General features: G+C 53.2%; 13 protein-coding genes. 1 reads left to right on the forward strand and 12 read right to left on the reverse strand.

Annotation, left to right across the window (positions count from 1 at the left end):
• Position 1: 1 nt before the first annotated feature.
• Genes NST23_RS20155 through NST23_RS20195 form a run of 9 tightly spaced genes read right to left on the reverse strand, consistent with a single transcriptional unit; the run spans position 2 to position 9,657 of the window.
• Positions 2 to 718 (reverse strand): phosphocholine cytidylyltransferase family protein, encoded by a 717-nt coding sequence (locus NST23_RS20155; protein WP_280648737.1) that lies wholly within the window; start codon positions 716 to 718, stop codon positions 2 to 4.
• The gene (locus tag NST23_RS20160; RefSeq protein WP_122963953.1) at positions 663 to 1,490 is read right to left on the reverse strand and encodes a CDP-alcohol phosphatidyltransferase family protein; all 828 of its coding nucleotides are present in this window, start codon (positions 1,488 to 1,490) and stop codon (positions 663 to 665) included. The genes NST23_RS20155 and NST23_RS20160 overlap by 56 nt, the downstream gene beginning before the upstream one ends.
• On the reverse strand, positions 1,487 to 2,908 hold the full coding sequence (locus NST23_RS20165) for a flippase (protein ID WP_173596866.1): 1,422 nt from the start codon (positions 2,906 to 2,908) through the stop codon (positions 1,487 to 1,489). Before NST23_RS20165 ends, NST23_RS20160 begins: the two co-directional genes overlap by 4 nt.
• A 28-nt stretch (positions 2,909 to 2,936) precedes the next feature.
• Positions 2,937 to 3,626 carry a CpsD/CapB family tyrosine-protein kinase gene (locus NST23_RS20170; protein ID WP_063228054.1) on the reverse strand — a complete coding sequence of 230 codons (690 nt, stop codon included), beginning with the start codon at positions 3,624 to 3,626 and terminating at the stop codon, positions 2,937 to 2,939.
• Entirely contained in the window at positions 3,607 to 4,359 is a 753-nt protein-coding gene (locus NST23_RS20175) for a YveK family protein (protein WP_122963951.1), read from the reverse strand. Before NST23_RS20175 ends, NST23_RS20170 begins: the two co-directional genes overlap by 20 nt.
• Positions 4,352 to 5,461, reverse strand: a complete 1,110-nt coding sequence (locus NST23_RS20180) for an LCP family glycopolymer transferase (protein ID WP_340964449.1) — start codon at positions 5,459 to 5,461, stop codon at positions 4,352 to 4,354. The genes NST23_RS20175 and NST23_RS20180 overlap by 8 nt, the downstream gene beginning before the upstream one ends.
• Positions 5,458 to 7,356 carry a polysaccharide biosynthesis protein gene (locus tag NST23_RS20185; protein ID WP_340964451.1) on the reverse strand — a complete coding sequence of 633 codons (1,899 nt, stop codon included), beginning with the start codon at positions 7,354 to 7,356 and terminating at the stop codon, positions 5,458 to 5,460. Before NST23_RS20185 ends, NST23_RS20180 begins: the two co-directional genes overlap by 4 nt.
• A 44-nt stretch (positions 7,357 to 7,400) precedes the next feature.
• A complete protein-coding gene (locus NST23_RS20190; RefSeq protein WP_340965205.1) occupies positions 7,401 to 8,681 on the reverse strand; it encodes a nucleotide sugar dehydrogenase in 1,281 nt (426 codons plus the stop codon).
• Complete coding sequence (locus NST23_RS20195; protein ID WP_287102048.1) at positions 8,674 to 9,657, reverse strand: NAD-dependent epimerase/dehydratase family protein; 984 nt, start codon at positions 9,655 to 9,657, stop codon at positions 8,674 to 8,676. The genes NST23_RS20190 and NST23_RS20195 overlap by 8 nt, the downstream gene beginning before the upstream one ends.
• A gap of 224 nt (positions 9,658 to 9,881) precedes the next feature.
• On the opposite strand from NST23_RS20195, the gene NST23_RS20200 reads away from it, so the two are divergent.
• Positions 9,882 to 11,420 (forward strand): glycosyl hydrolase family 28-related protein, encoded by a 1,539-nt coding sequence (locus NST23_RS20200; protein WP_173599109.1) that lies wholly within the window; start codon positions 9,882 to 9,884, stop codon positions 11,418 to 11,420.
• Between the two features lie 67 nt (positions 11,421 to 11,487).
• Here the strand turns inward: NST23_RS20200 and NST23_RS20205 are convergent, their stop codons facing one another.
• From NST23_RS20205 to NST23_RS20215, 3 genes are all read right to left on the reverse strand, one after another.
• Positions 11,488 to 11,883 (reverse strand): hypothetical protein, encoded by a 396-nt coding sequence (locus NST23_RS20205; protein ID WP_122963945.1) that lies wholly within the window; start codon positions 11,881 to 11,883, stop codon positions 11,488 to 11,490.
• Between the two features lie 130 nt (positions 11,884 to 12,013).
• On the reverse strand, positions 12,014 to 13,237 hold the full coding sequence (locus NST23_RS20210; RefSeq protein WP_340964453.1) for an MFS transporter: 1,224 nt from the start codon (positions 13,235 to 13,237) through the stop codon (positions 12,014 to 12,016).
• Positions 13,238 to 13,275: 38 nt separating this feature from the next.
• Positions 13,276 to 15,060: an ABC transporter ATP-binding protein gene (locus NST23_RS20215; protein WP_340964455.1), complete on the reverse strand. Its 1,785-nt coding sequence runs from the start codon at positions 15,058 to 15,060 to the stop codon at positions 13,276 to 13,278.
• Positions 15,061 to 15,104: the final 44 nt, after the last annotated feature.

The following is a 15,104-nucleotide window of genomic DNA, read 5'->3' on the forward strand; positions in this document are numbered from 1 at the left end:
CCTACATATGCGCCAAATGATTCGTAAAATGAAGAATCCGCTTGTAGTCCTCCCATGTATCTACCTCTGCCCAGAACAGCCCCGGCGGTATTTGCGCCACATGCACGTCTCTTTCTCCCAAAAACGAATACAGAACATTTTCCCACCACAAATCGTGCTGCCGCTGCAAAATCAGACTTTGCAGCCGCTCCTGAAAGATCGGGACAAACTCGCGGTGCAGCCGGGCAATTCCGACGTATTCCCCTGTCGTCTCCTCCAGGGGGAGTTCTTTGCCGTGCTTTTGCAAAAGGCCGTTTTCGTAGCCGAATTTGTAATCGCCTTCCGCCCTGCGAAAAGGGTCGGCGAACATGACCGGACTCCTCGTCTCCTGGAGCACGACATCCAATACTTGCTCTTCAAAATACACATCCGCGTTGAGCAAGAGGCAGTCGCTGTCCGTCAGAAAATCGCGGGCAAACCACATGGAGGCGATGCTGTTGGTGCGATCGTAAAACGGGTTGTGAAAAAAGCGGATGTTTTCGCCGCCAAGCAGACTGGTAATCACGTGAGCACGGTATCCGACGACCATGGCAATCTCGTGAATCCCTTTTCGCTTCAACTCCAAAATCGTATTTTCGATCAACGCCTGGTTGCCGATATCGATCGTGCATTTCGGGCTGCCGTCAATTTGCCCGCTGATCCTTGATCCGAGTCCTGCCGCCATGAGCAGAGCCTTCATGTGCTTCCCCTCCCTCTTGTCTCGATGAAGTGACATACTTGATGTTCAGTTTCAGCTTGTATAGCGCTCTGAGGAGTCCCACCAGCAGATGATACCCCGTCCATAAATCGAGAAACTGATGCTGTCCGCTAAATGCCCACATGAGCGCGGCGATCAGCACGCCACTCTGGAAGCCTGTCTGGGTCAGGAACAGAAACACTCCGGCATCGAGCCATCTGCTGCGCTTGCGCATGGATACGGTTTCGTGCGAGATTTTCCCTTGACCAAAAGCGAGATCCGAACCGTTCGTCGCCAATATTTCCGTAAAAATCGTAAACAGGATCAGGTAGATCAAGTACGGCCCGAGCGTCGGCTGGCTGCTGGCGACGCCGTAGATGACGCTGAACGAGACGAGGTACAGCGAGTAGTTCAATCCGATATCGAGCCAGACGCCCCCTGCGCTGTTCTGGTTTTTGATCCGGGCGACTTCTCCGTCGACGCAGTCCGCGAGGTAGCACATTTGGTAGAAAAAACACCCGATCAAAAAGGCTGCGGCCGATCCGTACATGAAAGCTGCGGCGGCGATCAGCCCGGCAGCGATTCCCGCGATCGTGATGGCATTCGGAGAAACCCCTTTTCTTTTTGCCAAAAACAGACTCAAGTAAATCGAGATGCGCCTGGAGAAATAGTACGACCAAAACTCCTCGCGAACCCATGGCTTTTGCACCTGAATCCGGCAATCTCGAATCTTCTCGCTGTCCCAAAACATGTTCGGATACAAGTCTTCCTTCACCGTAAGCCACCTTCTTCATTACCTCGTCTTCGTATCAAGACGGAATTTTTTTCAGAGAAGAACGGGATATACCACGTGCGGAAACCGAAATATCGGTATGCCCAATACGAAGCACAGATATCTCGACAGCTCAGGCTGATAGCGGTGGCGATTGCTGCTCCTGTAATGCCAAGCCAGGGAATCAACAGGCAGTTGCCGCAAATGTTGAGCAAGGCTGAAAAAACCAGGATGTTGCGCGACGTTTTCTGGCGGCCCGTCATCGTCAAAAGCGGAATGACGCTGCCGGAAGAAAAGTTGATGAACTGCCCCAGACAAAGAATGACGAGGACGAGACTGCTGCCAGCGAACTCTTCGCCGAACAAGGTAAGCAACGGGGCGGCAAAAATGGCGACCAGCAAATTGATCGGAGCAGATGCGAAGAAAATGAGCCGATTGGCAAACGCAATCATTTTTCTCAGCCCGTCCATATCCCCACGGGCGTACATCTCGGAAAATTTCGGGGAGAGAATCGTGTTGATGGAGATGAGCGCAAAGCTGGTCACCATCGAGAGACGAATGACGACGCTGTACACTCCGACTGTTTCCGCGTCTGTAAAAATCCCCAGCATGATCGTGTCTGTCCAGCTCATGATCAGCTCCATCGAGGCGCTCAGGTACATCGGAATCGCCATGGCGCAAAGCGTGCGAAAGCCGATGGCCTGGCCTTCCTCCATCTCGCGCGGCTGAATGCCCGCGTTCATGCTTCGCGACACAACATGCCACTTCCCCATGCCGATCAGCGTGTTCAAAATGACAGCGACTGCGAGCAAGCCGATCAACAGATTGGGGGTCGGAGCAAGCAAGGGCAGCGCGATCACGAGAAACAGCAGATGGAGGAAGCGCATGCCCACCGTATCGACGATCACGGACGCCGTCACGCGATGCAAGGCGCGGAAAGCCGAAGCGTACAGTCTGGCAAGCGAGACAAACGGCAGCATCCAGGCCATCACCCGCAGCGTTTGCGCAGGCAGCTCGTTGGCAAACACATAGCTGGAGATCGGCTCGGCAAACAAATAGAACAGTCCCGAAAGCAAGAGAGAGGGCACGAATGTCCAGACCGCAACCTTGTTGAACAACTGCCGAATCCGCTGGGACGCCCCCTGCGCCCGATACTCGGCCAGCAAGCGGATGATCGCCGTGTCGGTGCCAAACAGCGCCAGCACCATCCCGATGTTGAGCAGCGTGATCGTCAGCGAGTAAATGCCCAGATTGCCTGCCCCGTACTCCCTGGCTATAAACAACTGCAACGAATAGAGCAGAACAAACCCGAAAAGCCGGAACAGAAACGTAATCGCTGAACCGTGCAATACTTCATGAACGTCCCGATTGTTGCGGACTTTGGCCAACTGCTGCTGCCAAACAAGTTTGAGGGCATTCATCCATTACTCGCCCCCGCTTCTGACTTGACTATTCCATATACCCATAACCGTAATAGCCTTCTCTCTTCCCGAGCTTTTTGTTGTTGAGAACAACCCCGAGCAGGTTGGCCCCGGCCGTCTTCAGCTGCTCGACAGCGCGAACGGCCGAATCCCGCTTTGTTTTGCTCGCGTCCACGACGAGAATGCACCCGTCCGTCTCTCTCGCCAGCACCATCGCATCGCTCACAATGAGCGGAGGACTGTCCACGACGATCATGTCAAAGTTGTTGCGCAGCTGCTCCAGCAATTCCCCCAGTCGCGGCGTTCCCAACAGTTCAGCCGGATTGTGGGGAATCGGCCCCGCTGTCACGATCGACAAATTCGGAACGCCCGCATCCTGAATGATGTCGGAAAACTGGCACATCCCGGTCATATAAGAACTGATCCCGTACAAATTCGGCATCTCAAACGTGAAATGAATGCGCGGATTGCGCAAGTCGAAATCGATCAGCACCGTCTTGCGCCGATCTTTTGCCATCATCAGCGACAAGTTGGCTGCCGTAATCGTCTTGCCCTCCGACGGCCCCGGGCTGCTCACCAAAACCGTCTGCAACCTTTGTCCCTGTGTGGAAAACGAAATGTTCAGCTTCAAGGTGCGGTAGCCTTCCACCAGGGGAGACAGTGGCTCCCAATGGGCGATCAGCTTCTGGTAACGATCGTCAGGCTTCTGCCTTCTCATACTCGCTTCTTACCTCCTCCGCCCTTTTTTGCCGCAAGTGCTTCTTTGTCTTTTTGTCGATGACGGCGATGGTGGCGAGCACAGGCAGGCCCAAATATTCCTCCACTTCCTTTTCCGATCTCAGCCGTGTATCGAGATGCTCCATGAAAAACACAACGCCTACAGAAGTAGCCAGCCCAAGCACAAAGCCGATAATCGAGTTGAGCAGCGGCTTCGGACTGACAGGCTTGGCTGCCGGGTTATCGCGCGCTTCCGCCAAAATGTGCACGTTGTTCATGCTCAACATTTTGACCACTTCTTCCTGGAAGGTCGTGGCAATCGTGTTGGCAATCAGCACGGCTCGCTTTTGATCAGGGTCTTCCACTGTAATAGAAATGACTTGCGAATCTTTGACCGGCTCTACTTTCGTATGCAGCAACAGCTCATCCATGCTCGCTTCCGGCCCGAGTGTCTGCACGACTCTCTCCATGATTCGCGGACTCTCGATAATGACCCGGTACGTCTCGATCAGCTTGAGATTGGAGTCAATCTCGGCAACCGACAGCACTCCCTCCAGATTCGAGTCCAGCGAGCGATTCACCAAAATTTCCGTTTTTGCCTGATAGATCGGCGTCAATGCAAAAAAACTGATGAGTGCCGTTCCTATCGTAAAAATGGAAGTAATGGCGAGAATTACGCCCCAGCGTTTGGACAAAACCAGCAATATTTCCCGGAGATTCACGGTTTCATTCATTTTGCTCCCCCCTTCGCCCCTCCATGCTGTCACTCGCTTGATTCGGCAGTGGCTTGGCCTCACCGGCTTTCTCTGCGCCTTTCTCGACGACTTGCTCGCGAAAGGCAGACAGCCGACGGATCAACTTTTCCCGCTCCCCCTGGCTTACGATGTAGTAGTAAATCCCGTTGATCAGCTGGCCGTTTCCTTCCATCCGAATCGTCTCCACGCTTGATACGGCCGTACCGTAGCTTTGAACAAGCATTTTCATGTCGTCAAAGGTCATGTTCGTCTTCACGTATTTCCCCATGGTATCGAGGACTCCGTTCAAGGTAGAGGGAGACGCCAAAGCCCCCTTTTTTTGCATCAGCGCTTTGATAAGCAGTTGCTGTCGCTCGTTTCTCCCCAAATCTCCCCGCGGGTCTTCATAGCGCATGCGCGCATACACGAGCGCCTGCTTTCCATCCAGGTGAATCGGCCCCAACGGAAAGTGATAATCGGCGTAGGTAAAAGCGAGCTTGTTCTCGACATCCACACCGCCCAACGTGTCGATGATCCCGGCGAAGCCTTCCATGTTGGCGGCCACCACGTAATCGACAGGCGCGGAAATAAATTGCTCGACGGTGTCAACGGCTTGTTGCAGTCCGCCAAATGCGTAGGCGTGGTTAATTTTATCCAGCGTTTTCGAATGGGCCAGCTGCGTGCGCGTGTCCCGTGGAATGCTGACTAACAGCGCCGATTTTGTCTGCGGATTGACCGTCAACACGAGGATCACATCCGAGCGCCCCTTGTCGTTTTCCCGCTCATCGATCCCGAGCAAGAGCAAGGTGACGGGTTCGTGCACTTCTGCTTTCTCCGGCTGCACAGCAGGTTGTGCAGGCTGGGCTTGCTTTTCTGCTCGCTCTTGCTGCCTCACGGTTGGCGCAGGAAGGGAAGACGCCTTGGTCTTCTCCGTCCGCAGCGGGACGTACATGCTGTTTACGGTCTGTTTGATCGAAAAATAGACGTAAGTCGCATACCCTCCCAGTCCAACCAGACAGGCAATCCCCCCTGCCAGCAGGATGCGCGCCCACTTTTGCCTCGCTGTCCGCGCGATTCGCTCTTTCCTCGTCGTCTCTTTCATCCTGTGGCTACCGAGAAAGGAACTGGCTTGGCATCGTCGACAGGCTGGGAGGCAGACTGATAGCTCGGAATGATCGCCTGCAAGATTTCAATCATTTTTGAGTGATCCTCGATCAGTCCGCCCTTTTTGGCCAACTGCTCCAAACGGGAAATTGCAGACAACAGCTCGCTCCAGGAAAAGTCGAGCGGCTTTCCGATGAAAATGCGGTCGTGGCACGTCGAAGTCAGCCCTTCTTCCGCCGTCAAAAGTTCCTCGTACAGCTTTTCACCCGAACGGATGCCTGTGTAGACGACCGGGATATCTTTTTCCGGCTCCAGGCCCGCCAAGCGGATCAGGTCCTTCGCCATATCGACGATTTTGACGGGTTTGCCCATGTCGAGCACGAAAATCTCGCCACCGTGCGCCAGCGCGCCAGCCTGAATGACCAGTTGGGCCGCTTCGGGAATAGTCATGAAATACCGTTCCATCTCCGGATGCGTGATCGTCACCGGACCGCCCGCCCGAATTTGATCGAGAAAAATCGGCACGACGCTGCCTCTGCTTCCGAGAACATTGCCAAAGCGAACCGCCGCAAAACGAGTGTGACCAAAGCGGTTATATCCCTGGATCAAAAGCTCGGCAATGCGCTTCGTGGCGCCCATCACGCTCGTCGGATTGACGGCCTTGTCGGTGGAAATCAGGATGAAGTGCTCGGCTTGCGCTTCCAGAGCGCATTCGGCCACATTTTTCGTTCCCAAAATGTTGTTTTTCAACGCTTCACTCGGGTTTTGTTCCATGAGGGGCACATGCTTGTGGGCGGCGGCGTGAAAGATGACGGCAGGACGATACTCGCTCATGATCGCAGCAATCCGCTGCCGATCGCGTATATCTGCGATGAGGCTTGCTGTAGACAATTCAGGAAATGCTCGCTTCAGCTCCAGACTGATCTCGAAAATGCCGTTTTCCTCATTTCCAAGCAAAAGCAGTTTCCCTGGGCCAAATCTAGCGATCTGACGGCAAAGCTCCGAACCGATAGACCCTCCGGCTCCGGTAACAAGCACGACTTGCTGGCGCAAATAACCCGTGATTTCTTCCAGATTCATTTCCACCGTCTCGCGCCCTAGCAAGTCCTCCAGCTTGACGTTGCGGATCATGCCCATGCTGATTTTCCCGCTGAGAATATCCGAGACGTGCGGCAAAATTTTGACGCTTGCCTTCGTCGTCTTGCAAATATCAAAAATGTCGCGGATCGTTTGGCGCGACGCAGACGGCATGGCGATCACAATATCGGAAATCGCGTGCCGCTGTACGATGCGCGGGATGTCTTCCCTGCTCCCGATTACGGGCAAGCCGTACACGCGCAAATTTTGCTTGCTCGGCTCGTCGTCAATGAAAGCGATCGGCCGTTGCTCGGACAGCGGCGACCGCCGCATCTCCCTGGCAACGAGCACGCCTGCGCTGCCTGCCCCGACAATCAAGGTGCGCCTGCGATCCAGGCTCCTTTTGTCGCGTTCCTCATACCACCATTTCCACAGAAAACGCGAGCCTGTGATCCCGGCAAGCACGAACGTCCAGGCAATCAAAAACAAAGATATCGGAAACCGGATCGGCATCCACAGCCAGTGCCCCAGCGTGTTCAGGAAAAAAGCGAGAATCAGGATGGACAAACTCGTCGCCTTGACAATCGAGACAAGCTCGCCCGCACTGACGTAACGGTAGACGGGTCGGTACAACTCGGCGAGATGCATCCCCGCCAAAACGAACAGCACATGTCCAATGATCAAATAAAGAGGGCGATGCTCGTATATTTCGGCAAAAGAAAAATCAAATCGAACCAGGCAGGCCAGCCAAACAGCCAAACTGATAATTCCTGCGTCCGATAAGCTTAACCAGAATCTTCTCTTCCGGTAGCTCATATTCATCCGCTCCAGGCAGTCTAGATTCGCAATCGTGGCTGCATCTACAAGCGCCAGACAACGATATCAGACGGGCATGTTTTTTGATTCAACACGCTTTTCACATCTGCAATCACTCCGCAGTTTTGGTGCAGCAAAGACGACAGCTCAGCCCAGCTCAGCTGGACGTATTTCGCGTGCGGCACAGCCAGAACCAGCGCATCGGCAGGCTGCAATTCGTGCCATTCCCTCAGCTTGATGCCGTACTCTGTCCATGTCTTCTCCGGGTCTGCCAAATCGTCTGTCACCTGAACTTCCACGCCAAATTCCCGCAGCTCATGGACGATGTCGATCACTCTGCTGTTGCGAATATCCGACACATTTTCCTTGAACGTCATCCCCAAAATCGTGACGCGTGAGCCTTGAATCGGAATATGACGCCAGATCATCTGCTTGACCAGGGAGGTCGCGACGAATTTTCCAATCCCGTCGTTGATGCGCCGTCCCGCCAAAATCACTTGCGGATGGTAGCCTACGCGCTCCGCCTGATAGGTCAAATAGTAAGGGTCTACTCCAATGCAATGACCGCCGACCAGTCCTGGCGAAAACGGCAGGAAATTCCATTTTGTTCCAGCCGCCTCCAGCACGTCGGCTGTTTCGATTCCCAGTCGGTCAAAGATGATCGCCAATTCGTTGATCAACGCAATATTCAGGTCGCGCTGCGTATTTTCAATCACCTTGGCTGCCTCTGCCACCTGAATCGAGGACGCTTTATGAATCCCTGCTTCGACTACCAGCCCGTACATTTGCGCGATCTCGTTACACGTCGCCTGATCCTGCCCGGAGACGACCTTGACGATCTGGGCGAGTCTGCGCTCCTTGTCCCCCGGATTGATCCGCTCGGGCGAATAGCCGACAAAAAAATCGGCACCTGCCCGCATCCCGGATGAGCGCTCCAGCACCGGAATGCACGTTTCCTCCGTGGCGCCAGGGTATACGGTCGATTCATAGACGACAATCGCTCCTGGCTGCAAATGCTTTCCTACTGTCTCGGAGGCGAGCAGCAACGCCTTCAAGTCAGGGCGCTTGGCGTCATCCACAGGCGTAGGCACAGTCACGATGATAAAGTCGCATTCCGCGAGCAGTCCGGGATCATCCGTATACGTGATGCTGGAACGCGCCAGCTCGTCAGCCGTCAGCTCTCCCGTCTCATCCCGCCCTGTCTGTAGCGCGGCAATGCGCGCAGCGTCCACGTCGTAGCCGATCACCGGAACCTTTTGCCCAAAAGCAGCCGCAACAGGCAAGCCCACATACCCGAGTCCTACGACTCCTACTTTTTTACGCATGGGCATCACCGTAATAATCAAGATACCAATCGACAAAACGGGAAATTCCTACCTCGACCGGAGTATCTGGCCGAAAGCCCGTTTCTGCGAACAGCGCATCGACCGAGGCGAAAGTAGCAGGCACGTCTCCTGGCTGAATCGGCATGTACTGGCGGTTGGCTGGCCGTTTCAGCTTCTGTTCCAGCAATTCGAGGAACGAAAGCAGCTCCACAGGCCGATGATTCCCGATATTCAAGACTTTGTGCGGCGCCTTTCCGTCTTTTGGTCCAGGCAAACGATCCATGAGTCGCAAGATGCCCTCGACCACATCATCAATGTAAGTAAAGTCCCGGATCATTTTTCCGTAGTTGAAAATGCTCACTGGCTGCCCTGCCAAAATCGCCTTGGTGAACGCATAGAGCGCCATGTCCGGGCGGCCCCACGGCCCGTAGACGGTAAAAAACCGCAGCCCGGTCGCCGGAATGTTGTACAGATGGCTGTACGTGTACGCCATCAGCTCGTTCGCTTTTTTCGTGGCGGCGTACAGGCTGTTCGGCTCATCGACCCGGTCGCCCTCGGAAAAGGGGAGTTTCTTGTTCCCGCCGTAGACGGAGCTGGAAGAAGCGTAGAGCAGGTGCTTGACCCCTGTGTGCCGGCAGCCTTCCAATATATGCAAAAATCCCGTGATGTTGGAGGACGTGTATACGTGAGGGTTTTCCAGGCTATACCTGACTCCAGCCTGCGCCGCCAGATGGATGACCCGCTCCGGTTGCATTTTGCGGAACAACTCGTCCATTGTCGTCTGATCGGCTATATCTGCTTGATAGAAGTGGAACTGTTCGAACTCTTGCAGCATCGACAGTCTTTTTGCCTTCAAGCGGGGATCGTAATACTCGTTGCAATTATCCACCCCCCATACGACTTCCCCTCCTTCCAAAAGTCTTTTCGCTACGTGAAATCCAATGAATCCAGCAGTTCCTGTCACCAAAATCGACATACATTCCACCTCTTTGCTTATTCATACGGAGGTTCTAGGACAAATATGCCAGTAGGATGAGGACGGCCAGGAACGGTTCAGGAAGACTAGGACACTTTTGCCAGGCAAACAAGCTCTTGCCTGTTTTGCAAAATGGTTGTCAACTTTTTTCGTTTTTTGAATGAAATGAAAGAAGACAATCTAATCTTGTCTGACTATTTTTTCAAAGTGGAGGAGATTGATGCATGATGCTTGATGTAAAGTCCTACGGGGCGCGAGGAGATGGGGTGACAGATGATACGCAGGCGATATCCGCCGCGCTGGCAGCCGCGGTCAACCAGCAAATTCCGCTGTATTTTCCCCCGGGAACCTATATCATTGAACCGAAAAGACTGGCTGTCACACTAGGGAAAGGCAAAAGCCTGGTGCTGCAGGGTGCCGGTCCTTTTTCCGTTTTGAAACGAAAAGCCAATTCTACCGCCGAGGACTGGAGGTGGCTGTTTTCGATCACCTCAGTGGGTGGAGACGCTGATTCGTTTGTCGTGTCCAATCTGAAAATCGACTCCAATGCGCGCGAAAATCCCGTTCCGCCAGAACCATATGCCTATGAGCACTCCGCCGACTTCTACATTCGCGGCGACGGGCCTGGAAGCTATATCAACTACGTGCTGCTGAGTCACATATGGTGTACCGATGCCGTAGCCGATCATTTTTACTTCGCCGGGGAAGCGAACTGCTACGTCCGCTCCGTGTCGATCAGCGACTTTACGAGCGACAACCGGACACGCACCCGCTCCGACATCACGGTCACCGGAGGCTTGGAGCGTCTGAACGCTGTCAATGTTTCCTGCGACCGCTTTGAAGTAGAGCTGAATGAAGCATACGACGGCAAGCTCCCGATGATCGCCAATCTGAGCAATATCCACTGCCGCCAACAGCTCGATCTGGAAGGGATTGCGACAGCGCCGATTCGCGTCCAGGGAAGCCACCTCGTCTCGCTTGCCAGCTTCAGCCTGAGCTGCTTGACTGGCACGATCAGCGCCTCTACCTTTTATACCGCTACCGCGCAGAAAAACCGGGTCAACTTCATGCGGAACATGACTTTCCACCAGTGCAACTGGGTTCTGCATACAACCTCGCAAGGCGCAGCCAAAACAATCGGCAGCGGCCTGACTATCGACTACAACAACGTCGGTCTTGTGTTTGACGGCTGCTGCTTCGAGGCCGCCGATAGCGCTGCTGTGATCGATGGCTACGCGCTCAGCTTTGATCCATGGGATGTCCCGGCGCAACGAATCGTGACGGTCCGCAACTGCGCGTTCGACCCCCGCCTCAAGCAAAACCTGTACCTGAACCGCTGCGGCAATGTGTATCTGGAAAACAACCGCTACTCCGGCAGCGATCATGTGATTGCGCTGTACGGCTCCGGTTCATACCCGCTTTTTCTCACCGTGGACGGCGGAGATTTCAGCCAGGTCACCGGAAAAATGTTTTATCATAAAGCGGCTGACAAAGTCACACTTTCCATGAAAAACGTGCCCGTACCCGTCAGCCTGACGAGCGGCTACAACTCTGACAACTCTTCCTACCTCCCCAACGTGGCGATTAACGAGCGAATCGTCTACGTCAGCACTCCTCCCAGCTCGTCGGTTAAATACGGAGGGATCAAAGGCGACACGCTCCGGCTGATCACGCCTGTCAACGGGCAGCCGTGCGAGTGGATCGCTACCACGACAAACAAGACCGCCTGCACGTGGCTGGCGACCAAAACCGCAAAAAGCTAACTTTCCAGCACAAAAAAACATCCCTCCTCCCCGGTGAACTTGCCCGGGCGAGAAGAGATGTTTTTTATTAGGCAATCCGCTCCAGATCCGGATTGTATCGCTTCACATAGTCATAGATTTCGTCACCGATGAGACGCACGTGGTTCAGATCGCTTGTCTTTTCGGACAGGTGTTGAACCAATTGTTCGGTGCCTTGCTCAATCCGTCTTTTGGCTGCTTCTGGCAAGGTGAGGACGTGCGGGACGAGCAGTTGCAGGTACCAGTTCCCTTTGTCCTCCTCGGATACATCGATTTCCAGCTCCATATCTTTGCTGTCGAAATCGTAGAGGTGATTGAACAGCGCTTCTCTGATTTCCAGCGTCAGCGCGGAAATATCGATTTTTGCCACACCCAGATAATACTCCTCGTTGAACAACACGATCTTCTCGTCAATTTGCTGATACTTTTTTGCAAGCGGATTCATTGTCTCGTTCCCCTTCCAGCTATCGCCACAATCTATCCTATAGCATACTATCTCCCCGAATCATTCGGCAACAAATTCGTCGGAAAATGTTGAATAGACAAAAAAGTTGCATGTTCAAGCGGCCTTTCCCTTATGTTTGTTTCAACGCCTGATTTTCCGCAGGCGCAGGCACCTCTCGCTGAATCAGCAACGAAGCCAGCAGACCTATGCCGAGGAGCAGCGCCAGTAACGCAAAAGTCAGCAAGTAGCTGCCGCTTTCCATCAAACGGATAGAGATAATAGGGCCGAGACTTGTTCCCGCAAATAGAACAAACGTGTAGACCGAAACGGCAATTCCGCGCGCCTTGCCTGCCAATTGGCCGACGAGAGAGACGAGCGCTGGAACGGAGAGCGCAATGCCCGCCACAAAAATGACACTCATCACAATCAGCAAAGGCAAGCTGGCAATCAGCCCCAACGAAGCCAAGCCTGCCATCGCCAGCAGCAATCCGCCTCGCAGAACCGCGCGAACCCCAAAGCGCATCGCTACTTTTCCGGACAAAGGAGAAATCAGCATGCCCAAAACACCGACAGAGCGAACATAAAGAACTTCTGCTTTATTCAGGCCAAAATCGGGACCGCTCAAGTAATTGCCCAAAACCGTGTACATGCTGACAAAAGACATGAGCAGCACCAATGCCACCACATAGCACAGAACAAGGTTTTTTTGCGAAAATACTTTACCGATTTGCTTCAAAGGTTCCCATATAGTCGCGTGTGGCTGTTGAATCTCTCCTTTTGGCAAGAAGCGCAGAATCAGAACCGCTGTTAAGGCATACACCCCTGCCAAGAGATAAAATACGGCGTTCCATCCGTGCTGTTCACTGATGAGGCTACTGACAACCTGCCCGACGATGCCTGCGACCAAAAACCCGGTGCTGATAAATCCGATCGTCGTCACCCGTTTGTCTGCCGGGAACATTTCTACCGCATAAGCAAGGGCAACTGGCGAAAACGTGGCTGCCGCAAAGCCTTGCAACCCTCTCAGCACAATCATCCAGGAGAAGCTTTCGACCATGCCAAGCAGCAAAGAGATGGCCGCAAGCGCAACAAGTCCAATCAAAATGACTTGCTTGCGTCCGTATTTATCCGATAATGCGCCATAAATCAGGCAGCCAATCGCAAAGCCGACCGAAAAAACACTTCCTGTAGCCGCTGCCTGCGTAGGCGTAATGCGATAAAGCTCGGCAAACAAGGAGATTAAAGGGATCGTTACATACAAACTGGACATGACGACCATCCCAGACCAGCATAAAATCGCCGCCATGAGCGAAAAGTTTCTTTTCGTTACCGCTGAACTCGCTGCTTGTGACATAAGGCACCTCTTTTCATAAATGTTGGAGCGTAAATGGACTAAGCTAGAAGCGTCTCCTTCGCTTTGATCATTTGCGGAAACTGCTTATCGTATAACGTTTTGTATCGACCGGAAAGGGTCAGCAGTCCTTCGTGCGTGCCCGCTTCGACAATCCTGCCTTTTTCCAAAACTACGATGTGATCGGCGCTTTGAATCGTGGAGAGACGATGGGCAATCACCAGGCAGGTTCGCCCGGGAAGCAGAGTGGAGAGCGCGCTTTGGATCAGTTGTTCCGATTCTGTATCCAACGCCGCTGTCGCTTCATCCAATATGATCAGGCGCGGATTTTTCAACAACGCCCTCGCGATCGACAGCCGCTGTTTTTGACCGCCAGACAGCTTGACGCCCCTTTCTCCGACCAACGTATCGTACCCTTGCGGAAAAGCTTCAATAAACTCCAGAGCATTCGCAGCTCTCGCCGCTGCCTCAATCTCTTCGCGAGTGGCCTGTGGCTTTCCGTAGGCAATATTGTCCCGAATCGTTCCGTTAAGCAAGATGACATCCTGTGATACAATCCCGATTTGCGTGCGGAGCGATTCAAGCGTGACATCTGTTAGTGGATACCCATCGATGAAAATCGCTCCTTTTTGCACATCGTACAGACGGGCAATCAAGTGCGCGATGGTCGACTTCCCGGAACCAGACGAGCCAACCAATGCGGTAACTTGTTGAGGCTCTATTTGCAAATAAAAATTTTCCAAGACTGGCACGCCTTTTTCATAAGCGAAATCCACGTTGTCAAACAGAATCTCTCCTTGAATGGGTGGTAAAGTGATCGCTCTCTCTTTGTTCCGCACTGCTGGCACCGTCACCAGCACTTCATGGATTCGTTCATAGGCAGCCGAAGCTTGTTGAATTTTACTAACCATTCGGCTGAAGGAACGAACAGGTCCTTGCAGCAGACGCAAGTAAGCCAAATAGGCGACAATGTCTCCTACAGTAATGTGGTTGTGCATCGCCTGCCACGCACCAAAAAGCAGTACGAGTGTCATTCCGATGTAATTCAGCCACTCGATAATCGGCGGGAAGGACGCGGACAGCCGGGAAGCTTTCACGATTGAGGCCCGATTGATCTCGGTCAGTCCAGCGAATCGATCGATTTCATCGTTCTCGCTCGCAAATGATTTAATCACGCGAATCCCTGACAACGTATCCTGCAAATGATTGCTCAATTCGGCAGAGGATTGTCGTACCGTTCGATAGACCGACTTGATTCGTCCGCTGAAAAACCGCGACGTGTAGAACAGAAAAGGAAACGTGCTCATCAGCAAGAGCGCCAGTTGCCAGTCGACATACAGCAAATAACCGCATATGGCGATAAACGTGAAGAAATCGGCCACAATGGATAATGTGTCGGCCGAAACCAGTTCCTGCAACTGGTTGACATCACTCGTCAATCTGGACATGAGATCGCCGGTGCGATTGCGATCGAAAAAGTTCAAATCCAGGTTCACGGTATGTCGGTACAGCTTGTTCCGCAGTTGTGAAATCGCTCCTTGGCTGACAATCGTCATCACGAAGCTGCTAACAAACCGAAACACTCCCAACAGCAGCGCAGCTCCAACGATCGCGGCTCCCAGTTCAAACAAGGCAGCAATTTGTTGCTGGGGGATGACCTGATCAATGACGACTTTCGTCCACTGCGGAATGATAAATTCAAGGACGGAAATCGCCAGGATAGACGAAGCGGCTACCAAAACAAACTTCCATTGCCCTTTTGCTTGAAAAAACACCTCCCGGAGCATTTCTGAAAACAATCGATAACGGTGGGAACGGGATTTCATCGCATCACCTGAATTTCTCTTTAAAATAGTAAGATTATCTAACT

The organism is Brevibacillus sp. FSL K6-0770 (assembly GCF_038000275.1).
Lineage (GTDB): Bacteria > Bacillota > Bacilli > Brevibacillales > Brevibacillaceae > Brevibacillus > Brevibacillus parabrevis.

Bases quoted from the DNA above. Each gene is read 5' to 3' on its own strand.
- NST23_RS20155 (WP_280648737.1), bottom strand. From the start codon at position 718: ATGAAGGCTCTGCTCATGGCGGCAGGACTCGGATCAAGGATCAGCGGG.
- NST23_RS20165 (WP_173596866.1), bottom strand. From the start codon at position 2,908: ATGAATGCCCTCAAACTTGTTTGGCAGCAGCAGTTGGCCAAAGTCCGC.
- NST23_RS20170 (WP_063228054.1), bottom strand. From the start codon at position 3,626: ATGAGAAGGCAGAAGCCTGACGATCGTTACCAGAAGCTGATCGCCCAT.
- NST23_RS20175 (WP_122963951.1), bottom strand. From the start codon at position 4,359: ATGAATGAAACCGTGAATCTCCGGGAAATATTGCTGGTTTTGTCCAAA.
- NST23_RS20180 (WP_340964449.1), bottom strand. From the start codon at position 5,461: ATGAAAGAGACGACGAGGAAAGAGCGAATCGCGCGGACAGCGAGGCAA.
- NST23_RS20185 (WP_340964451.1), bottom strand. From the start codon at position 7,356: ATGAGCTACCGGAAGAGAAGATTCTGGTTAAGCTTATCGGACGCAGGA.
- NST23_RS20190 (WP_340965205.1), bottom strand. From the start codon at position 8,681: ATGCGTAAAAAAGTAGGAGTCGTAGGACTCGGGTATGTGGGCTTGCCT.
- NST23_RS20195 (WP_287102048.1), bottom strand. From the start codon at position 9,657: ATGTCGATTTTGGTGACAGGAACTGCTGGATTCATTGGATTTCACGTA.
- NST23_RS20200 (WP_173599109.1), top strand. From the start codon at position 9,882: ATGATGCTTGATGTAAAGTCCTACGGGGCGCGAGGAGATGGGGTGACA.
- NST23_RS20205 (WP_122963945.1), bottom strand. From the start codon at position 11,883: ATGAATCCGCTTGCAAAAAAGTATCAGCAAATTGACGAGAAGATCGTG.
- NST23_RS20210 (WP_340964453.1), bottom strand. From the start codon at position 13,237: ATGTCACAAGCAGCGAGTTCAGCGGTAACGAAAAGAAACTTTTCGCTC.
- NST23_RS20215 (WP_340964455.1), bottom strand. From the start codon at position 15,060: ATGAAATCCCGTTCCCACCGTTATCGATTGTTTTCAGAAATGCTCCGG.